Annotated in this window: 16 protein-coding genes; 7 read left to right on the top strand and 9 right to left on the bottom strand. The window is 60.3% G+C overall.

The window, feature by feature from the left end; genetic code table 11:
- Positions 1 to 10: 10 nt before the first annotated feature.
- Both ACVW0R_RS05440 and rpoB read right to left on the bottom strand, forming a co-directional pair.
- A complete protein-coding gene (locus tag ACVW0R_RS05440; protein WP_457501772.1) occupies positions 11 to 1,894 on the bottom strand; it encodes a DNA-directed RNA polymerase subunit gamma in 1,884 nt (627 codons plus the stop codon).
- 99 nt (positions 1,895 to 1,993) lie between these two features.
- Positions 1,994 to 5,395, bottom strand: a complete 3,402-nt coding sequence (rpoB, locus tag ACVW0R_RS05435) for a DNA-directed RNA polymerase subunit beta (RefSeq protein WP_099812488.1) — start codon at positions 5,393 to 5,395, stop codon at positions 1,994 to 1,996.
- Positions 5,396 to 5,883: 488 nt separating this feature from the next.
- On the opposite strand from rpoB, the gene ACVW0R_RS05430 reads away from it, so the two are divergent.
- The gene (locus ACVW0R_RS05430) at positions 5,884 to 6,636 is read left to right on the top strand and encodes a biliverdin-producing heme oxygenase (protein WP_457501771.1); all 753 of its coding nucleotides are present in this window, start codon (positions 5,884 to 5,886) and stop codon (positions 6,634 to 6,636) included.
- An 85-nt stretch (positions 6,637 to 6,721) separates the two neighbouring features.
- Here ACVW0R_RS05430 and ACVW0R_RS05425 read toward each other — a convergent pair whose 3' ends face one another.
- Positions 6,722 to 7,252 carry a pentapeptide repeat-containing protein gene (locus ACVW0R_RS05425; protein WP_099812490.1) on the bottom strand — a complete coding sequence of 177 codons (531 nt, stop codon included), beginning with the start codon at positions 7,250 to 7,252 and terminating at the stop codon, positions 6,722 to 6,724.
- A 140-nt stretch (positions 7,253 to 7,392) separates the two neighbouring features.
- On the opposite strand from ACVW0R_RS05425, the gene pyrR reads away from it, so the two are divergent.
- The 4 genes from pyrR to ACVW0R_RS05405 all read left to right on the top strand — a co-directional run bounded on the left by pyrR (position 7,393) and on the right by ACVW0R_RS05405 (position 11,410).
- Positions 7,393 to 7,947, top strand: coding sequence for a bifunctional pyr operon transcriptional regulator/uracil phosphoribosyltransferase PyrR (pyrR, locus tag ACVW0R_RS05420; RefSeq protein WP_011429314.1), 555 nt, complete (start codon positions 7,393 to 7,395; stop codon positions 7,945 to 7,947).
- A 57-nt stretch (positions 7,948 to 8,004) separates the two neighbouring features.
- Positions 8,005 to 8,964, top strand: a complete 960-nt coding sequence (locus ACVW0R_RS05415; protein WP_011429313.1) for a putative 2-dehydropantoate 2-reductase — start codon at positions 8,005 to 8,007, stop codon at positions 8,962 to 8,964.
- Positions 8,965 to 9,026: 62 nt separating this feature from the next.
- Positions 9,027 to 9,581, top strand: coding sequence for a metal-binding protein (locus tag ACVW0R_RS05410; protein ID WP_011429312.1), 555 nt, complete (start codon positions 9,027 to 9,029; stop codon positions 9,579 to 9,581).
- 104 nt (positions 9,582 to 9,685) lie between these two features.
- Positions 9,686 to 11,410, top strand: coding sequence for an ABC transporter ATP-binding protein (locus ACVW0R_RS05405; RefSeq protein ID WP_011429311.1), 1,725 nt, complete (start codon positions 9,686 to 9,688; stop codon positions 11,408 to 11,410).
- Between the two features lie 3 nt (positions 11,411 to 11,413).
- Here ACVW0R_RS05405 and ACVW0R_RS05400 read toward each other — a convergent pair whose 3' ends face one another.
- From ACVW0R_RS05400 to ACVW0R_RS05390, 3 genes are all read right to left on the bottom strand, one after another.
- Positions 11,414 to 12,325, bottom strand: a complete 912-nt coding sequence (locus tag ACVW0R_RS05400) for a PfkB family carbohydrate kinase (RefSeq protein WP_041438075.1) — start codon at positions 12,323 to 12,325, stop codon at positions 11,414 to 11,416.
- 9 nt (positions 12,326 to 12,334) lie between these two features.
- On the bottom strand, positions 12,335 to 13,198 hold the full coding sequence (locus ACVW0R_RS05395; RefSeq protein ID WP_011429309.1) for a M48 family metallopeptidase: 864 nt from the start codon (positions 13,196 to 13,198) through the stop codon (positions 12,335 to 12,337).
- A gap of 198 nt (positions 13,199 to 13,396) precedes the next feature.
- A complete protein-coding gene (locus ACVW0R_RS05390; RefSeq protein ID WP_143597300.1) occupies positions 13,397 to 13,768 on the bottom strand; it encodes a hypothetical protein in 372 nt (123 codons plus the stop codon).
- Positions 13,769 to 13,960: 192 nt separating this feature from the next.
- On the opposite strand from ACVW0R_RS05390, the gene treY reads away from it, so the two are divergent.
- Complete coding sequence (gene treY, locus ACVW0R_RS05385) at positions 13,961 to 16,762, top strand: malto-oligosyltrehalose synthase (RefSeq protein WP_099812492.1); 2,802 nt, start codon at positions 13,961 to 13,963, stop codon at positions 16,760 to 16,762.
- Between the two features lie 5 nt (positions 16,763 to 16,767).
- Here treY and tpiA read toward each other — a convergent pair whose 3' ends face one another.
- The 3 genes from tpiA to ACVW0R_RS05370 all read right to left on the bottom strand — a co-directional run bounded on the left by tpiA (position 16,768) and on the right by ACVW0R_RS05370 (position 19,032).
- Positions 16,768 to 17,535: a triose-phosphate isomerase gene (gene tpiA, locus ACVW0R_RS05380; protein ID WP_011429306.1), complete on the bottom strand. Its 768-nt coding sequence runs from the start codon at positions 17,533 to 17,535 to the stop codon at positions 16,768 to 16,770.
- Positions 17,536 to 17,627: 92 nt separating this feature from the next.
- Positions 17,628 to 18,347, bottom strand: coding sequence for a hypothetical protein (locus tag ACVW0R_RS05375; RefSeq protein WP_099812493.1), 720 nt, complete (start codon positions 18,345 to 18,347; stop codon positions 17,628 to 17,630).
- 7 nt (positions 18,348 to 18,354) lie between these two features.
- On the bottom strand, positions 18,355 to 19,032 hold the full coding sequence (locus ACVW0R_RS05370; protein WP_011429302.1) for a transporter permease: 678 nt from the start codon (positions 19,030 to 19,032) through the stop codon (positions 18,355 to 18,357).
- A 123-nt stretch (positions 19,033 to 19,155) separates the two neighbouring features.
- Between ACVW0R_RS05370 and ACVW0R_RS05365 the strand changes: the two genes are divergently transcribed.
- A complete protein-coding gene (locus tag ACVW0R_RS05365) occupies positions 19,156 to 19,539 on the top strand; it encodes a ribonuclease III domain-containing protein (protein WP_011429301.1) in 384 nt (127 codons plus the stop codon).
- Positions 19,540 to 19,623: the final 84 nt, after the last annotated feature.

Below are 19,623 nucleotides of genomic sequence, written 5' to 3'. Positions count from 1 at the left end.
AGGGGCAGCCTCAAGCAGACAAAATATCTTGCACCGTTTTGTTGAAGATGATCCGGCCCGCCGTGGTGCGAATGTATTGGCTGATCACGTTGCCGTCCCGATCCTCGCGGATGCGGCGGTAGTTGGTGATCTTGAGGCAGGTGCCGCCCGGCTCCTCGATAATCTGAGGCTCCGACTCTTTTTCCTCTTTGCCCAACTCCATCGGGCCGCTGTAGCGCACCCAGATTTTGCTGTGCAGGCCGATGACGCCGCGGTCGTAGGCGATGAGGGCGTCCTCCAGGCTGGCAAAATAACGATCGCCAAGGTCGGGGGCGTGGGGATTGTCCGCCGTCAGATAGTAGCACCCCAACACCATGTCTTGGCTGGGAGTAATAATCGGAGCGCCTGTGGCCGGGGAGAGGATGTTGTTGGTGGCCAACATCAGCAAGCGTGCCTCCGCCTGGGCTTCCAAGGAGAGAGGCACATGCACCGCCATCTGGTCCCCGTCGAAGTCGGCGTTGAAAGCCGGGCAGACCAAGGGGTGGAGCTGAATCGCCCTCCCCTCCACCAGGATCGGCTCAAAAGCCTGGATCCCGAGGCGGTGCAACGTTGGGGCACGGTTGAGCAAAACTGGGTGGCCGTCGATTACGTCCTCCAGCACGTCCCAAACCTGCGGGTCATTGCTCTGGATCAGCTTTTTGGCGGCTTTGATGTTGTTGACGATGCCCCGCTTGATCAACTTGTGGATCACAAAGGGCTGGAACAGCTCGATGGCCATCTCTTTGGGCAAGCCACACTGGTGCATGCGCAGGTTGGGCCCCACCACGATCACCGAACGCCCAGAGTAGTCCACCCGCTTGCCGAGCAGGTTTTGCCGGAAACGCCCCTGCTTGCCCTCAATGATATCGGAGAGGGACTTGAGGGGACGGTTGTTGGCCCCCACCACCATGCGCCCCCGCCGACCGTTGTCGATCAGGGCGTCCACCGCCTCCTGCAGCATACGCTTCTCGTTGCGCACGATGATCTCCGGCGCCATGATCTCCTGCAGCCGCGCCAGGCGGTTGTTGCGGTTGATCACCCGACGGTAGAGATCGTTGAGGTCGCTGGTGGCAAAGCGCCCCCCATCCAACTGCACCATCGGGCGCAGATCGGGCGGGATCACCGGCAGCACCCGCAGCACCATCCACTCTGGCCGGGCTCCCGTGGCGATGAAGTTGTCGATCACGCGCAGCCGCTTGATTAGGCGCGCCCGCTTCTGGCCGCGGGCGCTGGCGATCTCCTCCCGCAACTGCTCCGCCTCTTTTTCCAGGTCGATATCCTTGAGCAGGCGTTCGATGGCCTCCGCCCCGATCATGGCCCAGTTCTCCGGCAGTTGCAGCTCGGATCCCTCCTCGTACATCTGATCCTCGATCTCCAGGTATTGATCCTCGGTCAGCAACTGCTTGTAGGAGAGGTTGGGAGCGTTGCCCGGATCCACCACCACGTAGGCGTTGAAGTACACCACCTGCTCCACGTCCCGCAGCGGCATGTCCAACAGCGTGGCGATGTGACTGGGGATCCCTTTCAGGTACCAAACGTGGGTGACCGGGGCGGCCAGTTTGATGTAGCCCATACGATGGCGGCGCACCCGCGACTCGGTCACCTCCACCCCACAGCGCTCGCAGACAATGCCGCGATGCCGCACTCGCTTGTACTTGCCGCAGTGACACTCCCAGTCCTTAACCGGCCCGAAGATGCGCTCACAGAAGAGACCATCCATCTCCGGCTTGAGGGTTCGGTAGTTGATGGTCTCCGGCTTGGTGACTTCTCCCACCACTTGGCCGTTGGGCAGGGTGCGCTGGCCCCACTCTATAATCCGCTCCGGAGAAGCCAGCCCAATCTTGACATAGTCAAAGCGTTGCTCCGTTTTGGCCATTGCCGTTGTTCTCCTGACTTGCTGCCCTAGCAACTACAAAGGAAGGGGAGAGGAACCCCACCCCTCCTCTCCTGAGCCGAATGGGATCCCTGGCATCAATCAAAAATCGTCCTCTTCCTCCCTGTCTTCGTCTTCCTCGCGGCTGCGCCTGGCTAAGGTAAAGGTTCCTCCTGCCGCTGGAGAAAGATCCTCGGATGTAACGGATTCATAAGTGGGCCGCGAGGGGGTGTGGCGGCTGGAGACATCGGCCATCAGATCCACCTCCACATCGCGGGTCTGGCCGTCGCTGTCCACCTCCACCTTATGGACAGACACGTCCAGGCAGAGGGACTGCAGCTCCCGCACCAACACCTTGAAAGATTCCGGCGTGCCGGGTCGAGGGATGGGCTTGCCCTTGACGATGGCGTTGAGGGCCTCGTTGCGCCCCACCATATCGTCCGACTTGACGGTGAGCAGCTCCTGCAAGATGTAGGCCGCTCCAAACGCCTCCAAAGCCCACACCTCCATCTCGCCAAAGCGCTGGCCACCCTGCTGCGCCTTACCCCCCAGGGGCTGCTGGGTTACCAGCGAGTAGGGACCGGTAGAGCGGGCGTGGATCTTGTCGTCCACCAAATGCACCAGCTTCAGCATGTAGGCACGGCCCACCGTAACCGGCTGGTCGAAAGGCTCGCCAGTGCGACCATCGAACACCTGGATCTTGCCGCAGTACTTGCCTTCTGGGTTGAAGATCCAGTCTTTGCCGGTTTTTTCACGGGCCTCCCGCAACTTGGCCTCCACCGTCAACCGCGAGGCTTCCAGGCCGTGCATCTCGTCGAAGGGCATCAGCTTAAAGCGCACCCCCAAGTGTTCTGCCGCCCAGCCCAGGAGGCACTCATACACCTGGCCCACATTCATGCGGGAGGGAACCCCCAAGGGGTTGAGCACCACATCCACCGGCGTGCCATCCGCCAGGTAGGGCATGTCCTCGATCGGCAAGATGCGGGAGATGATGCCCTTGTTGCCGTGACGGCCCGCGATCTTGTCCCCCACTTGAATTTTGCGCTTGAGGGCGATGTAAACCCGCACCACCATGTTGGCGCCCGGAGGCAGCTCGTCCCCCTGCTCGCGGGTAAAGATGCGTACATCCACCACCCGTCCGCGCTCGCCGTTGGGCACCCGCAGCGAGTTGTCGCGCACGTCGCGAGCTTTCTCGCCGAAAATGGCCCGCAACAGCCGCTCCTCTGGCGGTTGATCCGACTCCCCTTTGGGAGTGACCTTGCCCACCAAAATATCGCCGGCTTCCACCCAAGCCCCAATGCGCACAATGCCGTTTTCGTCCAGGTTGCGCAGGGCATCTTCCCCCACGTTGGGAATCTCGCGGGTGATCTCTTCCGGCCCTAGCTTGGTCTGCCGGGCTTCGATCTCGTACTTCTCGATGTGTACCGAGGTGAAGACATCATCGTAGACCAGCCGCTCGCTGATCAAGATGGCATCTTCGTAGTTGTAGCCCTCCCAGGGCATGTAGGCCACCAAGACGTTTTGGCCCAAGGCCAGCTCGCCTCCCTCGGTCGCCGGGCCGTCCGCCAGCACCTGCCCGGGCACCACCCGATCCCCCGCGTAGACAAGAGGGCGCTGGTTGAGACAGGTATCTTGGTTGGAGCGCTGGTACTTCTGCAAGCGGTAAACAATCGGATCCCCGCCGTCGTCTGGCCGCACCACGATTTCGTCGGCGGAAACATAGGTCACCACGCCACTGGTGCGCGACACCACCACCATGCCAGAGTCCCGCGCCGCCTGGGCTTCCAAACCCGTGCCCACATAAGGCCGATCCGGCTTGAGCAGGGGCACCGCCTGCCGCTGCATGTTCGCCCCCATCAGGGCGCGGTTGGCGTCGTCGTGCTCCAAAAAGGGGATCAAGGAGGTGGCCACCGAGATCACTTGCACCGGCGACACCTGCACGTAGTGCACCTCGCTGGGGTGGGCGGTGGTAAATTCCTGGCGGTAGCGCACCGGCACCAAGTCGGCGGTGATGCGGCCTTCGGCATCCACCGGCACATCCCCCGGCGCCACGCGATACTCGTCCTCCTCGTCGGCGGTGAGGTAGACCATCCCCAGATCCTTGCGCACCACGCCGTTTTCGACCCGGTAGTAAGGGCTTTCGATGAAGCCGTACTGGTTGACGCGGGCGTGGGTGGCCAGGGATCCGATCAGCCCGGCGTTGGGGCCTTCCGGAGTTTCGATGGGGCAGATGCGCCCGTAGTGGCTGGGGTGGATATCCCGCACGGCAAAGCCGGCCCGCTCCCGGCTCAGGCCACCGGGGCCCAAGGCCGACAGCCGCCGCTTGTGGGTCAGCTCCGCCAGCGGGTTGGTCTGATCCATGAACTGGGAGAGCTGGCTGGAGCCGAAGAACTCCTTGATGGCCGCCACCAAGGGCTTGGGGTTAACCAGCGAGGCCGGGGTGAGGTTCTCTGACTCGGAGACCGTCATGCGCTCGCGGATGATCCGCTCCAGGCGGTTGAGGCCCACCCGTACTTGGTTTTGCAAGAGCTCGCCCACCGAGCGCACGCGGCGGTTGCCCAGGTGATCGATGTCGTCCACATGGCCGATGTCGTACTCCAAGTTAATCAGGTAGTCGATGACGGCCAAGATGTCCGTGACGGTGAGCACCCGCACATTTTCCGCCACGTTGAGATTGAGCTTTTTGTTGAGCTTGTAGCGCCCTACTCGGCCCAGGTCGTAGCGCTTGGGATCGAAGAAGCGGGATTCCAACAACTGCTGGCCGCCGGAGACGGTGGGAGGCTCGCCAGGCCGCAGCTTGCGGTACAGCTCCATCAGGGCCTCTTCTTCGCTGTAGTGCCCCTCTTTTTCCATGGTTTTTTGGAAAAATTCGGGGTGGCGCAGGCTGTCGTAGATCTCCGAGTCGCTCAGGCCCAAGGCCTTCAGCAGCACCGCCGCCGAGAGCTTGCGGGTTTTGTCGATGCGCACCCACACCAGGCCGTTTTTGTCGGTCTCAAACTTCAGCCAGGCGCCCCGGTTGGGGATGAGGCTGGCGCTGTAGGTGCGCCGACCGTTTTTGTCCAGCTCCGACTTGTAGTAGACGCCGGGGCTGCGCACGATTTGGTTGACGATCACCCGCTCGGCGCCGTTGATGATGAAGGTACCCCGATCCGTCATCAAAGGCAGCTCGCCGATGAAGACGTCCATGTCCTTGATCTCGCCCGTCTCTTTGTTAATCAGGCGAGTGGGCACCCGGATTTGCGCTTGGTAGGTAGCATCCCGTCGCTTAGCTTCCTCAGGGTCGTAGCGCGGCTTGTTGATCTTGTACCCTTTGGAGGGATCCCCAGGGCGGTACTCCGGCAGAAAGTGCAGCTCCAGCTTGCCTGTGTAATCGACGATAGGGGAAAAGCTGAGGAGCTCCTCTTCAAACCCTTCTCGCAAAAACCACAAAAAACTCTCCCGCTGAATCTCTACCAGGTCAGGCAAGGTAGGAGCGGCAGGGGATGGCACTGCTAATTGTGTCATGCGTTGCTCGGCAGGGGTTGCGCTGCAGTCAGGCCTCTAATTATAGAAACCCTGCCAACGATCGTCAACGAACGTTACAAGGGCCGCCGGGTTATCCGGGAAGTTTTGGCAACGGCCCCTGGGATCCCAGCCAAGCTGCCAAGCCAGGGGCGATCCCCAACCTGCCTTAAGGATTGTTCACATCCATTCACACTTAAGCAGATTATTCTAATCATTGACCGTTGGGAAGTCAGCCGCTGCTCCGACTCCGCTTGCCGGTCGTCAAAGGGCTTGGAAAAGTGGGGTGGGCCTGGAGGCTAGGTCAAGTCGTTGGAGGGCGCGCTCAGCCTGGTGGAGGTCTGGTCTGCGTCGTTCCCCGGCAGGATCCACATCCATTCAGATGAGAAGGGGTTGAAGTGGGGTTACACAGCCTCTGGGGCCAGGGCGACCTTTATTGATGTTTTTGAAAACAGCTCACACAAGCAGCCGTTTTTGGCGAGGAGGATTTTGTGAGTCAAAGTCTGCAACAAAAACACCAGCATGCCAGCCTCTCGGTTCAGTTGCGGGAGGGCACCAAGCAGTCCCACACCATGGCCGAGAATATGGCCTTCATCAAGTGCTTCCTCAAGGGAGTGGTGGATAAAAAAGCCTACAGCCGCTATGTGGGCAACTTTTACTTTGTCTACAGCGCTCTGGAAGAGGGCTTTGCCCAATTGCGAGAGCACCCGCTGGTGGGCCGGCTTTACTATCCCGAATTGTGGCGCAGGGCCAGCCTGGAGAAGGACTTGAATTATTTTGTCGGCCCCAATTGGCGTGCCGTGGTCAAGCCCTCTCCCGCTTGCCAGGTCTATGTCAACCGCATTCGAGAAGTGGTGGAAAAAGACCCGGTTCTGCTGATTGCCCACGCCTACACCCGCTACATCGGCGACCTCTCGGGCGGCCAGATCCTGAAAAACATCGCCCGCCGGGCCATGGGCCTGCCGCCGGGGGAAGGAACGGCCTTTTACGATTTCGAGCAGATCCCCCACGAGGGCAAGTTTAAGCAGCGCTACCGCGCCCAGTTGGACGCGCTGGAGCTGGATCAGGCCACCATCGAGCGCCTTGTGGCGGAAGCCAACTACGCCTTCAAGCTCAACATGGACTTGTTCAAGGAATTGGAGGGCAATTGGCTGCTATCCATGGCCCGCTTGGCCTGGAACTCGCTTCTCAGCCAGTTTCGGCGCCCGTCCGCCCGCTCTGAGGCGGCTGCCCCCACCTCCTGAGCCACACCTCTTTGCGGCGAAACAGGGCGTTCCTGGCCTCCCCATCCCCCCTCTCCCTCAGGGGAGAGGGTCCGAGGGTGAGGGATTAGTCGCATCCGAGGGTGTCGCGGGTGGCCCGCCCGGTGACGGGGTTAACGCCGCTGGCCCGTTCGCAGAGGATGGCGAGGGCATCTTTGCGGATCAGGGCGTTGGTGAAATCCGCCCCCTCGATCTCGATCCCTTCCACCCGCGCCAGCCACATCATGCTGTCCTGCAGTTGGGCTTCCCGCAGGTCGGCACCTTGCAAATTGGCCATGTCCAAGGTGGCGCCGCGCAGATCGGCCCCCCGCAGGTTGGCTCTGCTGAGGTTGGCTCCAAACAGATTCGCCCCTGCCGCTTTGACATGGCTGAGATCGCTTTGTCGCAGGTTGGCCTTGAGAAATTTCCAGCCGCTCAGGTCTTGTCCGGCAAAGTTCGCCCCCTGCAGATCCCGCTTGCTGTAGTCTTCTGCCCAGGACGGGGATCCCAAGAGGGCAACACCCAGGCACAGGATCAGCCCGCAAAACACCGCACCCCGCAGGAAAGGGGTCAGCCAGGACAGTCTCACCAAACCAGAAGCCGGCCAAGCAACAGACATCGCAGATCCCTCCAGGAAACCTCCACGGCTTTGGGATTGCTCTTACTTTTATCCTACCGGATGGGGATCCCGCCGGCAGATTGGGCTAATTTGGGCTTTTATAAGCTGAGTCCCAACTGGCGAGGGGGGGACAGGGATCCATGTCCACAGTCGAGGTCTTCAATGCGCAGCAGATAGCGGAGCTGATCGACGCTCTGGCTACAGCAATTGCCAGGGATCACCCCCACCTGGACAGGCTGGTGTTGATCGGCATTCGCACTCGCGGCGTCCCCTTGGCCTACCGCCTGCGGGATCGCATCGCCACCGGCTTCGGGAGCCCACCGCAGGTAGGAGAGCTGGACATCACCTTCTTCCGAGACGACCTGGGCTCCGGCGGCCTGCGCACTCCCAATCGCAGCGAGCTGCCGCGGGATCTGACCGGCCAAGAAGTGGTGTTGGTGGACGATGTGCTCTTCCGGGGTCGCACCGTCCGTGCGGCTCTGGAGGCTCTCAACCACTTTGGGCGACCGGAGCAAGTGCGCCTGGCCGTGTTGATCGACCGCGGCCACCGCCAGTTTCCCATTCAACCAGACTACTGCGGTCACAAGCTAACCACGGCCCCTGAGCAGATCGTCAAAGTGCACCTGCGGGAAACCGACGGCGAGGAGCGGGTGTTGTTGATCGACGCCAAACTTGAGGAAAACAGCAGAGAGTGAGCCTGAGACGCCCCTGGGGTGCGGTATGGTGGGGATAATCTGCCGACTTTTGCCGCTATGGCTGTCTTGCCGGAAACCCGTCGCTACGCTGTCTTGGGCACAGGCGCCCTGGGAGGGTTTTACGGGGCAAAACTGCAACAGGCTGGCTTCACGGTGCATTTTCTCTTGCACAGCGACTACGACCACGTGCGCCAGAAAGGGCTGTGGGTAGAGTCCTGCTGGGGCGACTTTCACTTACCCCAGGTAAATGCCTACGCCGCCGTGGAGGAGATGCCCGTCTGCGAAGGGGTGATCGTGGCCCTGAAAGCTACCCAAAATCACCTCCTGCCACGGTTGCTGCCGCCTGTGCTGGCGGACAACGGCGTGGTGATCCTGCTGCAAAACGGCCTGGGGGCGGAGCCGGAGATTGCCAACTGGGTTGGCCCTGAGCGGGTGATCGGCGGGCTGTGCTTTATCAGCTCCAACAAAGTCGGCCCCGGCCACATCTGTCATCTGGATTATGGCTCGGTGCTGCTGGCGGAATACGGCCCCGGCTATGCGCCCCAGGGGATCACGCCTCGCCTTCAACAAGTTCAAGCAGATTTTCAGCGGGCCGGCATCCCGACCTCTCTTTCTCCGGATCTGATGTTGGCCCGCTGGCAGAAGTTGGTCTGGAACATTCCCTTCAACGGCCTCTCGGTGATCTTCAACGCCGATACCCAGCAAATGATCCGCGACCCTGAGGCCCGCGCTTTGGCGGAAACGCTGATGCACGAGGTGATCCAGGGGGCTGCCGCCTGTGGCCGCCACCTCCCGCAGACCCTGATCTCCGAGATGCTGGCCAGCACCGAGAAGATGGCCCCCTACCGAACCAGCATGAAGATCGACTACGAGCGCAAGCGTCCCCTGGAACTGGAGGCTATTTTTGCCAACCCGCTCCGCTATGCCCAGCAAGGCGGGATTCAGATGCCGCGGGTGGAGATGCTCTACCGGCAGTTGCAGGTGTTGGATCGCCTCAATCGAGGGATCCCGGCCTGAGGGCAAGCTTTTTCCTTCTCCTGCGGCTAGACTCAGCCGCAGCGGAGCGCTGCGCTGGCTTCATGCCTCTAGGATCCACCCACGATCGCATCACCCTCTGGACAGCTCCCGGCGTCACTTTGGCAGCCGGCCTGTTGGGCAACAGCGCTGCCGTAGCTCTGGCCGTGGGATCCGCCTATCTCTTCAGCGGCCTGATGTTTTCCGGGGATCTGGACACTGACTCTCGCCAGTATCGCCGCTGGCTGTTCCTGCGCTGGATTTGGCTCCCCTACCGCCGCTGCCTGCAACACCGCTCCTTCTGGTCCCACGGGCCGATCGTCGGCACTGCCCTGCGCGTGCTCTACCTGGGCCTGTGGGTGGCGGGGGTGGGCCTGCCGGGGGCTTGGCTGGGATCCCGCCTGGGCTGGTGGCAGTGGCGGCCCTGGGCCTGGCGCAACCACCTCTGGCAAGGGTTGCATGCGCACGCAGAGACGCTGCTTTGGGTGGGCATGGGGCTGGAGCTGGGTTCGCTGAACCACAGCCTCAGCGATTGCCTGGTCTCCCGCTGGCGACGTTGGCGCAGACGCCGTCGAAGAAGGGGATCCCCCCTTGCCAGGTATGGGCAAAAGTTAGGCTAGCCAGAGCCGTCTAAGAGACAACCCCGCTGGCCAGGGATCCCGGCAGCAGCTTGTGGCCCGATCCGGTAAGCTGAGTGGGGCAGAAGCCCTTTCTTCTGAGATCTGTGCATCCGGGTCGTAGCTATCGCCGCCTTTTTCCCTTCATTCGGCCCCACCTGTGGATGTTGCTGCTGGGGCTGGCCTGTACCCTTGGCTTTGTCCTCACTATGCCTGCCCTCGCCTACTTGATCGAGTGGGTGGCCCGCTCCATCGGCGCGGGGGATCTGGGGCAACTGCGGATCTTGGCCTTGATCGGGGTGGTGTTTTTTCTGGTGCGCGGCGCCTTCCAGTACGGCCAGGACACCCTTATGGCCAAGGCCTCTTTGCAAATGGTATTGGAATTGCGGCAACGGCTCTACGCCCATTTGCAGGGGTTGGATGTGGACTACTTTTCCGGCAGCCGCACCGGCGACCTGGTCTACCGCCTCACCGGCGATCTGGATCGGGTGGGCGAAGTGGTGCAGCGCTTTTTCCACCGCTTCATCCCCAGCGTGCTCACCATCTTGGCGGTAGTGGCCTACCTGTTCTACCTCAACGGCATCCTCACCTTGACCACCCTGGTGATTGCCCCCCTGATGGGCGCCTTGATCAGTTGGTTTGGGGAGCGGCTGCTGCTGCGCTCCCGCCTTAACCAGGAGAGCATGGCCGACCTGTCCTCCCTTCTGACGGAAGCCTTTGCCGGCATCAGCCTCACCCGCGCCTTTGCTGCCGAGGACTACGAGATCCGCCGCTTCAGCGCCATGGCCGAGAACAACCGCCTGGCCCGCTTCCAAACCGAACAGGTTAAAGCTATCCAAGACCCGGTGGTGGGCTTTCTGTACGCCATGAGCGTGTTGGGGGTGTTTTGGGTGGGGGGCTGGCAGATTAGCAAGGGCAACCTGACCGGCAGCCAGTTTCTTGGCTTTATTGCCGGGGTCGCCATGCTGATCGACCCCATTGTCCACATCACCAACAACTACAGCGAGCTGAAACAGGGGGAAGCCTCGGTGGAGCGGATCTTCGAGCTCTTGGATACCCGCTCCCGCGTGCGGGAGCTGCCCGGCGCCCGCCCCATGCCGCCCATTGAAGGCTGGGTGGAGTTCGAGCAGGTTTCCTTTGCCTACAAACCAGATCAGCCGGTGCTCAAACAGATCAGCTTCCAGGTGGCCCCCGGCGAGATTGTCGCCCTGGTGGGATCCTCCGGCGCCGGCAAATCCACCCTGGTCAACCTGATCCCGCGCTTCTACGATCCCCAGGAAGGCTGCATCCGCATCGACGGCATCGACATCCGCACCGTCACCCTCAAGAGCTTGCGCCGCCAGATCGGCATCGTGCCCCAGGAGATTACCCTGTTTTCCGGCACCATCGCCAGCAACATCGCCTACGGCCAAGAGGACTTTGACCTGGAAGCAGTGCGGCAGGCGGCCCGCGTGGCCAACATCGACAGTTTCATCGAGAGCCTGCCCGATGGCTACGCCACCCGTGTTGGAGAACGCGGAGTTACCCTCTCCGGCGGCCAGCGGCAGCGGTTGGCCATTGCCCGCGCCGTGTTGCTCAACCCCAAGATCTTGATCCTGGACGAGGCCACCTCTGCTTTGGATAACGAGTCTGAGGCCTTGGTGCAGGAAGCTCTGCAGCGGTTGATGCAGCGCTGCACGGTTTTTGTGATCGCCCACCGCCTTTCTACGGTGCGCAGCGCCCATCGCATTTTCGTCCTCGAGCAGGGGCAACTGTTGGAGGAGGGCAATCATCGCGAGTTGCTGAGCAAGGGGGGGCGCTACGCCCAGTTCCACTGGCGCCAGTTCCAGTAGCTTCTACAGCCCCCACGCTTGCCGGAAGGGGCGATAGAACGCCGGATCTGGGGGGGCGCCCCCCGCAACTCCACAGATGGCCGCCGCAAACTCCACCGCCCGTTGCAGCAACACCGCCTCCGGCCATCCTTGCAGCAGGCCCAGGATGGCCACCGCGCTAAACCCATCCCCTGCCCCCACCGTATCCACCAGCCGCGGCACCGGCACCGGCTCCCCCCGATACACCCCCCTACCGGTGAACAGGAATGCACCTGCCGCCCCCAGCGTTAGGAACAAGCCCCTCAGGTTCAACCGCGCCCGCAAGGCCTGCCCCTGTTCCTCCACCTTGCCGGCGGGGATGCTTTCTAACTGCACCACCTGCTCCAGCTCCTCTTGGTTCAGCTTCAGCCAAGCGCAGGTGCGCAGCATTTCCCGGACGGGGCCTGGGCGCCACCAGGGATCCCGCAGATTGAGGTCCAAAAACACCGGACAGCCCAAAGTGGGAAGGGTCTCCTGAAAATGGCGATGGGCTGCTTCTCGACGCGCCGCCAAGCTGCCCCGGTAGATCAGGCTGGGGCGGAGGGCTTGCAGAGCTGCCCTGTCCAACTGGATGTAGTCGTAGGCTTGGTCGGGCAAGATGGCGAAGGTCGGAATCCCCTCCCCATCCAGCGTGACCCGGACTTGGCCGGTGGGGTGAAGCGGATCCCGCTGCAGCCCTTCCAGACGCAGCCCCTGCCGCCGCAGCGCCGCCAACAACTGTTCTGCCGCCTCATCTTGGCCGACGCGGCTGAGCAAGACGGGATCGGATCCTAGCCCTTTGAGGTTCCAAGCCACATTCAAAGCCGCACCGCCCAGCACCACCTTGTCTGGGAAACAATCGAAAAGGGTCTCCCCCACAATCAGGGGGAGGCCAGAGGTCACTCCGAGGGAAGCCATCCTGGCCTCTCAGGCAGCAGTCGAGCCGTGCTGCTCCAAAATTTGCCGGTAAGTGTTGCTGCGGAACCAGCGCTCAATTTCCCGAGCTCGCAGCACCGGCAGCGGGTGGGTGCGCCCAATGGTCTGCATCTGCTTCAGCTCAAGCTGCCAGAGATCGTCGTCCAGCTCCTCGTAGGTGCGGGCCTGCTCCAGAAAAGCATCCACATTGAGCTTGGCGGCCAACTGCGGCGAGCCGCCGCACAGCTTCATTAGCACCGAGATCACCGTTCTTGCGTCCTGGGTAACCAGCAGCGCCGCCCGGTCGCAGGTAAACTCGGCACAGCGCAGCCAGTGCAGCAGTTGATCTTGCAGCGCTTGATAGAAGAGCCCACCGAAGGGGAGCAAACTGGTCGAGAGCATGAGAAGGTTGGCCATCGTCAAGTAGACGCCGTGGTTGCACTTGAGGTGGCCCAGCTCGTGGGCGATCACGGCTTGAATTTCCGGCGGCTCCAGCAAGTCCAGCAGGGAGCTGTGCAGGACGATAAAGGGCTTTTTCCCCTGCATGGCAAAAGTGTAAGCGTTGGGCACGGGATTTTGGCGCACGTAGAGCTGGGGCACTTCCAGATCTAGAATGCGACAGGCCTGCACCAGAAGCTGGTGAATTTCCGGCAACTGGTGCTCGTTGATTTGAATGCTCGAGGCGATGTTATCCAGATAAAAGATCTCCCCTGCCGTCGAGCCGAGCAAATTCTGAATCAGCAGGCCCAGCCCCGGCACCTGCTGCAGAGAGCGGGTTGCCTGCAGATCCACAGGATGGCGAAAATGGTCAGCCCGCAGGCCCAACAGGATGCGGGGCTGGCGGGGAAGGGTTGGCGTGGATGGTGTAGAGGACATAGGAGGCCGTAGAAAAACGCTTAGGGTCGCAACTCGTAGGGCACAAACTGAGGCAGGCGGTTTAACAAAAATAGCCGCTCCGGCGGGGGATCCGGCAGCACCGGCTGATAGGAAAACCCCAGGGGATCCTCCCCAAAAGGGATCTGCCAATAAACGACATGATTCCCGATGCACGGTCCACCGGTAACCAGCCGCCCATTATCGGCGATAGAGCCGCTGCTGGCTCTCCGCCGAGTCTAGGGTCTTCTGTAGCCGTCGCGCCAAATCCGCCGGTTGAGAAGTGGCGTAGGCCTCTGCATCCACCGGCGTCACTGTCGACGGCAGTTGCCCATTGAGAAGAGTATGGGCTGGCAGAGGAGCCACCAAGGGATCCGGAGTGGGAGGAGCAGGGATCTCCAAACCGACCTGGGGCTGGGAGCTGCTGGCCTGCAGCAAAATCTCCTCCAGACGTTGCTGCACCAGACGCAGATGGGCAGAGGCAGCGGGAGTGGGCAGGGTGAAAACCGGTTCGTCCCCCACCCGCAACTCCCCTTGGGCAAAGCTCAGGTCGCTCCCAGAAGTGCCGCTCAAGAGAAAAATCGTTGCCCATCTCGCCGCCGCCTGGTTTAGCATCGTTGCTTGCCCTTTGGCGCTCTTGTGCCCCTGAACACCTATCTAGGGTTTTGCCGATCTTTATGCGGGACCTCCCGATCTTAGCCGCTACCCTGGAAACATCCCTTCTGGTCATGGGCTGAGCCACCTTGTCGTCGTTTTGAGGTCGTCATGCGGATCCCGACTTCCACCTATCGCATTCAGTTTCACGCTGGATTTGACTTCGAGGCAGCGCGGCAAATTGTCCCCTACCTGAAGTTGCTGGGCATCAGCGATCTATATGCTTCCCCCATCTTTCAGGCCCGCAAGGGCAGCACCCATGGCTACGACGTCGTGGATCCCAGGCAGATCAACGTGGAGTTAGGGGGGAGTGAAAAGTTTGAACTCTTGTGGGAAACCCTCAACCAGCAGGGAATCGGCTGGATCCAAGACATCGTGCCCAACCACATGGCCTACGACGGCCAAAACCAAATGCTGATGGATGTTTTGGAAAGCGGGCCTAACTCAGACTTTATCGACTACTTTGACGTGAATTGGGATCACTCCTATCTGGGGATCAAGGGCAGAATCCTTGCTCCCTTCCTGGGCGACTTCTACAACAAGTGCCTGGAGTCAGGCCAGATTCAGCTACGCTATGATGCCGACGGCCTGAGCATTAACTACTACAACTTAAGATTTCCTCTCAATATTGACACCTATGCCGATGTTTTTACCTATAACCTGGGCAAGTTGCGGCGGAAACTAGGGCGCAGCCACCCCGACTATGTCAAACTACTCGGGATCCTCTTCAGCCTCAAGTTTATTCCTAGCAAAGAGGATCTCCTAGAGCGCACGGATCAAATTAGCTTTGCCAAGCACTCCCTCTGGGAGCTCTACACCTCTAGCCCGCATATTCAAAGCTTCTTTGACGAGAACATCGCCATCTTCAACGGCAAGCCCGGGGATCCCTCCAGCTTTGACTTGTTGGACAGCCTTTTGGCACGGCAAAACTTTCGCCTCTCCTTTTGGAAGGTGGGTGCTGAGGAGATTAATTATCGTCGTTTTTTTACCATCAACGATCTGATCTCGCTGCGGATGGAAGATCGCGAAGTATTTCGCAAAACGCATCAGCTCATTCTCAAGCTCGCAGAACAGGGGCGCTTCACAGGTTTACGCATCGACCACATCGATGGCCTATTTAACCCAGAGGAGTATCTCCACCGTCTGCGAGAACGCTGTCCAGATCTCTACATTGTGGTAGAAAAAATACTAGAAGCTAATGAGAAGCTACCTCAGCAATGGCCAGTTCAAGGCACAACGGGTTACGACTTTTTAGCTAAGCTTAATGGCATCTTTTGCCAATCGGAGAATGCAGAAGCCTTCAGTGCTCTTTATCAAGATTTCACCAACCTGCAACAGTCACCAGAACAGGTTATCGAAGATAAAAAACGGCTGATTATCGAGCGCAACCTGGCAGGGGACATGGACAACCTTGCTTTTTTGCTCAAGCAGATTACCAGCCATCACCGCTATGCCAATGACTTCACCCTCTACAGCTTGCGCCGAGCCTTGGCAGAGGTTTTGGTGTGTTTCCCAGTTTACCGAGTCTACATCCACGAAGGGATCCTCAGCTCAGAAGGTCAACAGGCCGTCCGCCAAGCTGTAGAGAAAGCTAAGGAGAACCTGCCCATTTTGGTTAACGAGCTGAATTTCCTGCAGCGCTTTCTCTGCCTTGAGTTCCCCGAAAACGTCTCAGAGGAAGAGAAAAACGAGCAAATCTACTTTGCCATGCGGCTGCAACAGTTGGCTGGCCCTCTCATGGCCAAAGGGGTAGAGGATACGGCCTTCTACGTTTACAACAGGCTGCTATCCCTGAACGAAGTAGGTGGGGATCTATATCGTTTTGGCATTTCTGTCCAAGAGTTCCATCGCTTTAACCAAGAACGAGCAGCCCAGTGGCCCTTCTCAATGAATGCTTCCTCCACCCATGACACCAAACGCGGCGAGGATGTGCGGGCCCGCCTGAATGTGCTCTCGGAACTCCCCGCTGAATGGGAGAAGCACATTAAACTCTGGCATGAGTTGAATCTTGGCTACAAAGTTCGCAGCAAGCAAGCGAAGCGTTCGGAGCTGCCCGATCGCAACGACGAGTATTTTCTTTATCAGACTTTGATCGGCTCCTATCCTTTTCAACCAGAGGAAGTTCCTACCTTTATCCAGCGAGTTAAAGACTACGCCATTAAAGCAGTTCGGGAAGCTAAGGTTCATACTGCTTGGCTTCGCCCCGATACCGAATACGAAGAAGCTACCCTTGCTTTCATCGATCAGATCCTGCGGCCCTCAAGCCCCTTCTTGGAGTCTTTCCTGCCCTTTCAGCGCAAAATTGCCCACTTTGGCATCTTTAACTCTCTCTCTCAAACCCTGCTGAAGCTCACCAGCCCTGGGATCCCGGATATCTACCAGGGCACGGAGCTGTGGGATCTCAGCATGGTCGATCCCGACAATCGTCGGCCTGTGGACTTTTCCCGCCGCCTGGCTTACCTCGAAGAAATTCAACGGCGAATCAAGCAGGATCCCCTGCAACTTATCCAAGATCTTCTGCTTCACCGCCACGACGGCCGCATTAAGCTGTTTCTCATCCATCAGGTGCTAAAGGCCCGTCAGGAACAGCCGCAGCTATTTCTGGAAGGCAGTTATATTCCCCTGCAGGTGAGCGGCTCCTATGCCAACCATGTCATTGCTTTTGCCCGTCAGCACGACAAACAAGTCGTCCTGGTGGTGGCGCCCCGCTTCCTAACCTCCCTAATTTACCAGACGCAGGATCCCTTGGGGGACGCTGTTTGGAAAGACACAGAAATTCAGCTGCCGCGCTGGAAGCGGCTGGAGTGGGTCAATGGCCTCACCCAAGAAGGGATCCCTGCCGGCGACACCTTGTCGGTGGGCGCCGTCCTCAAGTCTTTTCCCGTGGCTCTACTGTGGGGGCAATCTCGCTGAGGAACCTAGGGAGCCGCTGCTGCGGCAGGAGTCAGGGCCTGGAAGTTGACAATGCGGGCAAACTCTTGGGGATCGAGGCTGGCCCCTCCCACCAGTACACCGTCAATCTGCGGCTGGGCCATCAGCTCGTCGATGTTGCTGGCTTTGACCGAGCCACCGTAGAGGATGGGCAGGTGGTCGGCGCCCAGATGCTGGCGGATAAGGCCGATGACGCGGTTGGCCTCGGCGGCTGCACAGGTTTTCCCCGTGCCAATGGCCCAGATTGGCTCGTAGGCAATCACGAGGTTGCGCAGATCGATCCCCGGCAAGGCGCGATCCAACTGTCCCACAATCCAAGACTCGGTCAGGCCTTGCTCCCGCTGTTGCAAGCTTTCCCCCACACAGAGGATGGGGGTGAGCCCGTGCCGCTGGGCCGCGGCCAAGCGCCGGTTGACGGTTTCATCGGTTTCGCCAAAGTACTGCCGCCGTTCGCTGTGGCCGACGATAACGTAGCGCACCCCCAGCTCTGCCAGCATGGGGCCGGAGATCTCTCCCGTAAACGCCCCTTGATCCTCCCAGTGCAGGTTCTGGGCTCCCACAGCCATGCCGGATCCCCGCGTTTCTTCTACCACCACGGCCAGGTCTGTGAAGGGCACGCAGAGAATGATCTGCCGCTGCGGCCTCACCCCTGCAGACGAGGCTTGCAGGGCTGGACGAAACTCGCGCAGAAACTGGCGAGCCTCAGCCTGAGTCTTGTGCATTTTCCAGTTGCCGGCAATGAGGATGGGGCGCAAGATGGATCCTCCCTAAGCGACACAACGATGTAGTCAACCGCTGGGATCCCGAGCCTGGGGGATCCCGAGCTTTTTTCGTATGTCACAGTGTATCAGCAAGAGGTTTCAGAAGAGGGCGAGGGAGGTTGTTGACACCGCTCCTCCAAGCTGGCCGCAAGGGCAGCTAGGCAGTCTTGGAGGGGGGATCCCTGCTCTAGGTGCCGGACGGCAACGGCATAGGCTTCGGGGTGGGCTTGCAACAAGGCCCGGCTCTGGCGCAGAAAGCGGTTGATGTAGGCCCTCATTTGAGCCGCAGAGGTCAAGGGCTGGGCTGCTGAGATCCCTGCCAGCAGCTTGGCCAACTGTTGTCTATCCTCCTCATCTCCCACCACTTGGCCATATTGGAGAGACTCCGCGGCAGCCCCTGCCATCCAAAACAGGCTGTAGCGCTCTAGATCTGCCCAGGGGATGCCCCCCTGGGCTTCCCAGGTGCGCATGGGGGCTTGATCCAGCTGCACTCCCCCGTAGCCGGGGATCCCGTGTCGGAAAGCCTGCCAGGGGCCCAGCACGTAGCCGCGCAAGGGGATCCCTAGCAGGTGGGCCACCACAATGTGTCCTGCCTCGTGGCAGATGACCCGCCGCCGATAGGCTGGAGAAGCCCAATCCAGCAGCGCGCCCAGCAACCCCGAGAGCCGCCCCCCAAAGGCCACCTGCTCGACAATCACCAAGCCCACCATCCCAGCCAAAGGCAGAGCCAACCGCGGCCCCAGGGCTGCCGACACCACCAAGGCCGCCACGATCCAAGCTGCGCGGGTGATTCCAGCCTCTGACATAAGGTTTCTATGCCTTCGCCTCCGGTCCTAGCTCGAGCGCCAGCAGCTCGTCGGCCAACTCCAAAAACGCCTCCCGATCCAGATAGGAAACATCTCCCACCCACTCCCCTAGCTTGACCACGTAGACTTCGCTCAAGGTCGGTCGGCGCCGCAGATCGCGGGAATAGGCCTTCACCAGCGCCAGCACCGATTGCTTTTTAACAATTCGCCGGTAGCGGGGATCGTCCCTGGCCCGCACTCGGTAGAGAACTCCTGTTTCATCGCCAATTTCCATCTCAAACTGGCGCTCGCGCACTTCTTCAATATAGAGTTGCCCCTCTTCATCCACCTTTTCCCGCTCTTCCACCACCACCTCGTAGCGGCGGGTGCTCAACACCTGGCCAAAAAAGAGCCCTCCGTAAGGGATCTCGCGAAAGGCTAGCTGCCGGCGGGAGATGGTGTAGAGGGGCCCCCAGAGGAAAGGGTAGAGCAACGAGAGAAACCCCGCCAGAAAGGAGACTGCCCCCAAGAAGGATCCCTCGCCAAAAGCGCGAGACAGCACCAGCAGCGCTACGCCCACCAAAATAGCTGTAATGATCCGGCCTACGCTCTTGAGGGCATCGCTCCAGTAAGCTGCGTACTGGAGCCGCGTCGGCACCAGCGGGATCACCGCCTCGCACTCTTCTGGGGTAAGCTCCAACAACATGCACTGAGATCCTCAAAACAGCCAACTCCGCCCCTTTACCCGCTGAGGGTGGGCCAGACCCCATCTTAGTAGAATGAGGCAGGGAAGCTCTGCTACCCTTGCTGCTCCTTCTAAGTGCTGCCCATGGTGCCCGGATCCCAGTTTGCTTCGACCGTCAGACAGCAGGTGGCCCAGTTGGACGAGGGATCCCGACGGGACAAGGCGTGGCTAGGAGATGCGGTGCTGAGCCTCTTTGCCCGCCAGTGGCTGCTCGGCCCGCCACCCGACTGGCAGGTGCCTTCCCCTCCCGGCTGCGATCTTAGCCGCGCGGAACTCTTCACCTGGCTCACCTCCAACCAATTTTTGTCGGCTCTGCGGGATCCCACCCAGGTGGAGGCAGAAATCGGCCTTATCTACGAAAGAGAAGGCCTCCCGGCAGCCTTTGCCTACATTCAGGAACAGCTCCTGCCTCTGTTTGTTAGACAGGTACACAACCGTGCCAAAACCCTGCGCAGCAAGCGGCGCTAGAGCCTTGAACTCCGGAGCAGCAAGAGGCTTCCCCCTAGCTGGCTCTCCTGGCCAGGATTTTCACCCCCCTCACCCCCTGGGAGA

This window comes from Thermostichus sp. MS-CIW-15 (genome assembly GCF_054060575.1).
The sequence above is the reverse complement of the archived record's forward strand: the minus strand, read 5'-3'. Positions and strand labels throughout refer to the sequence as shown.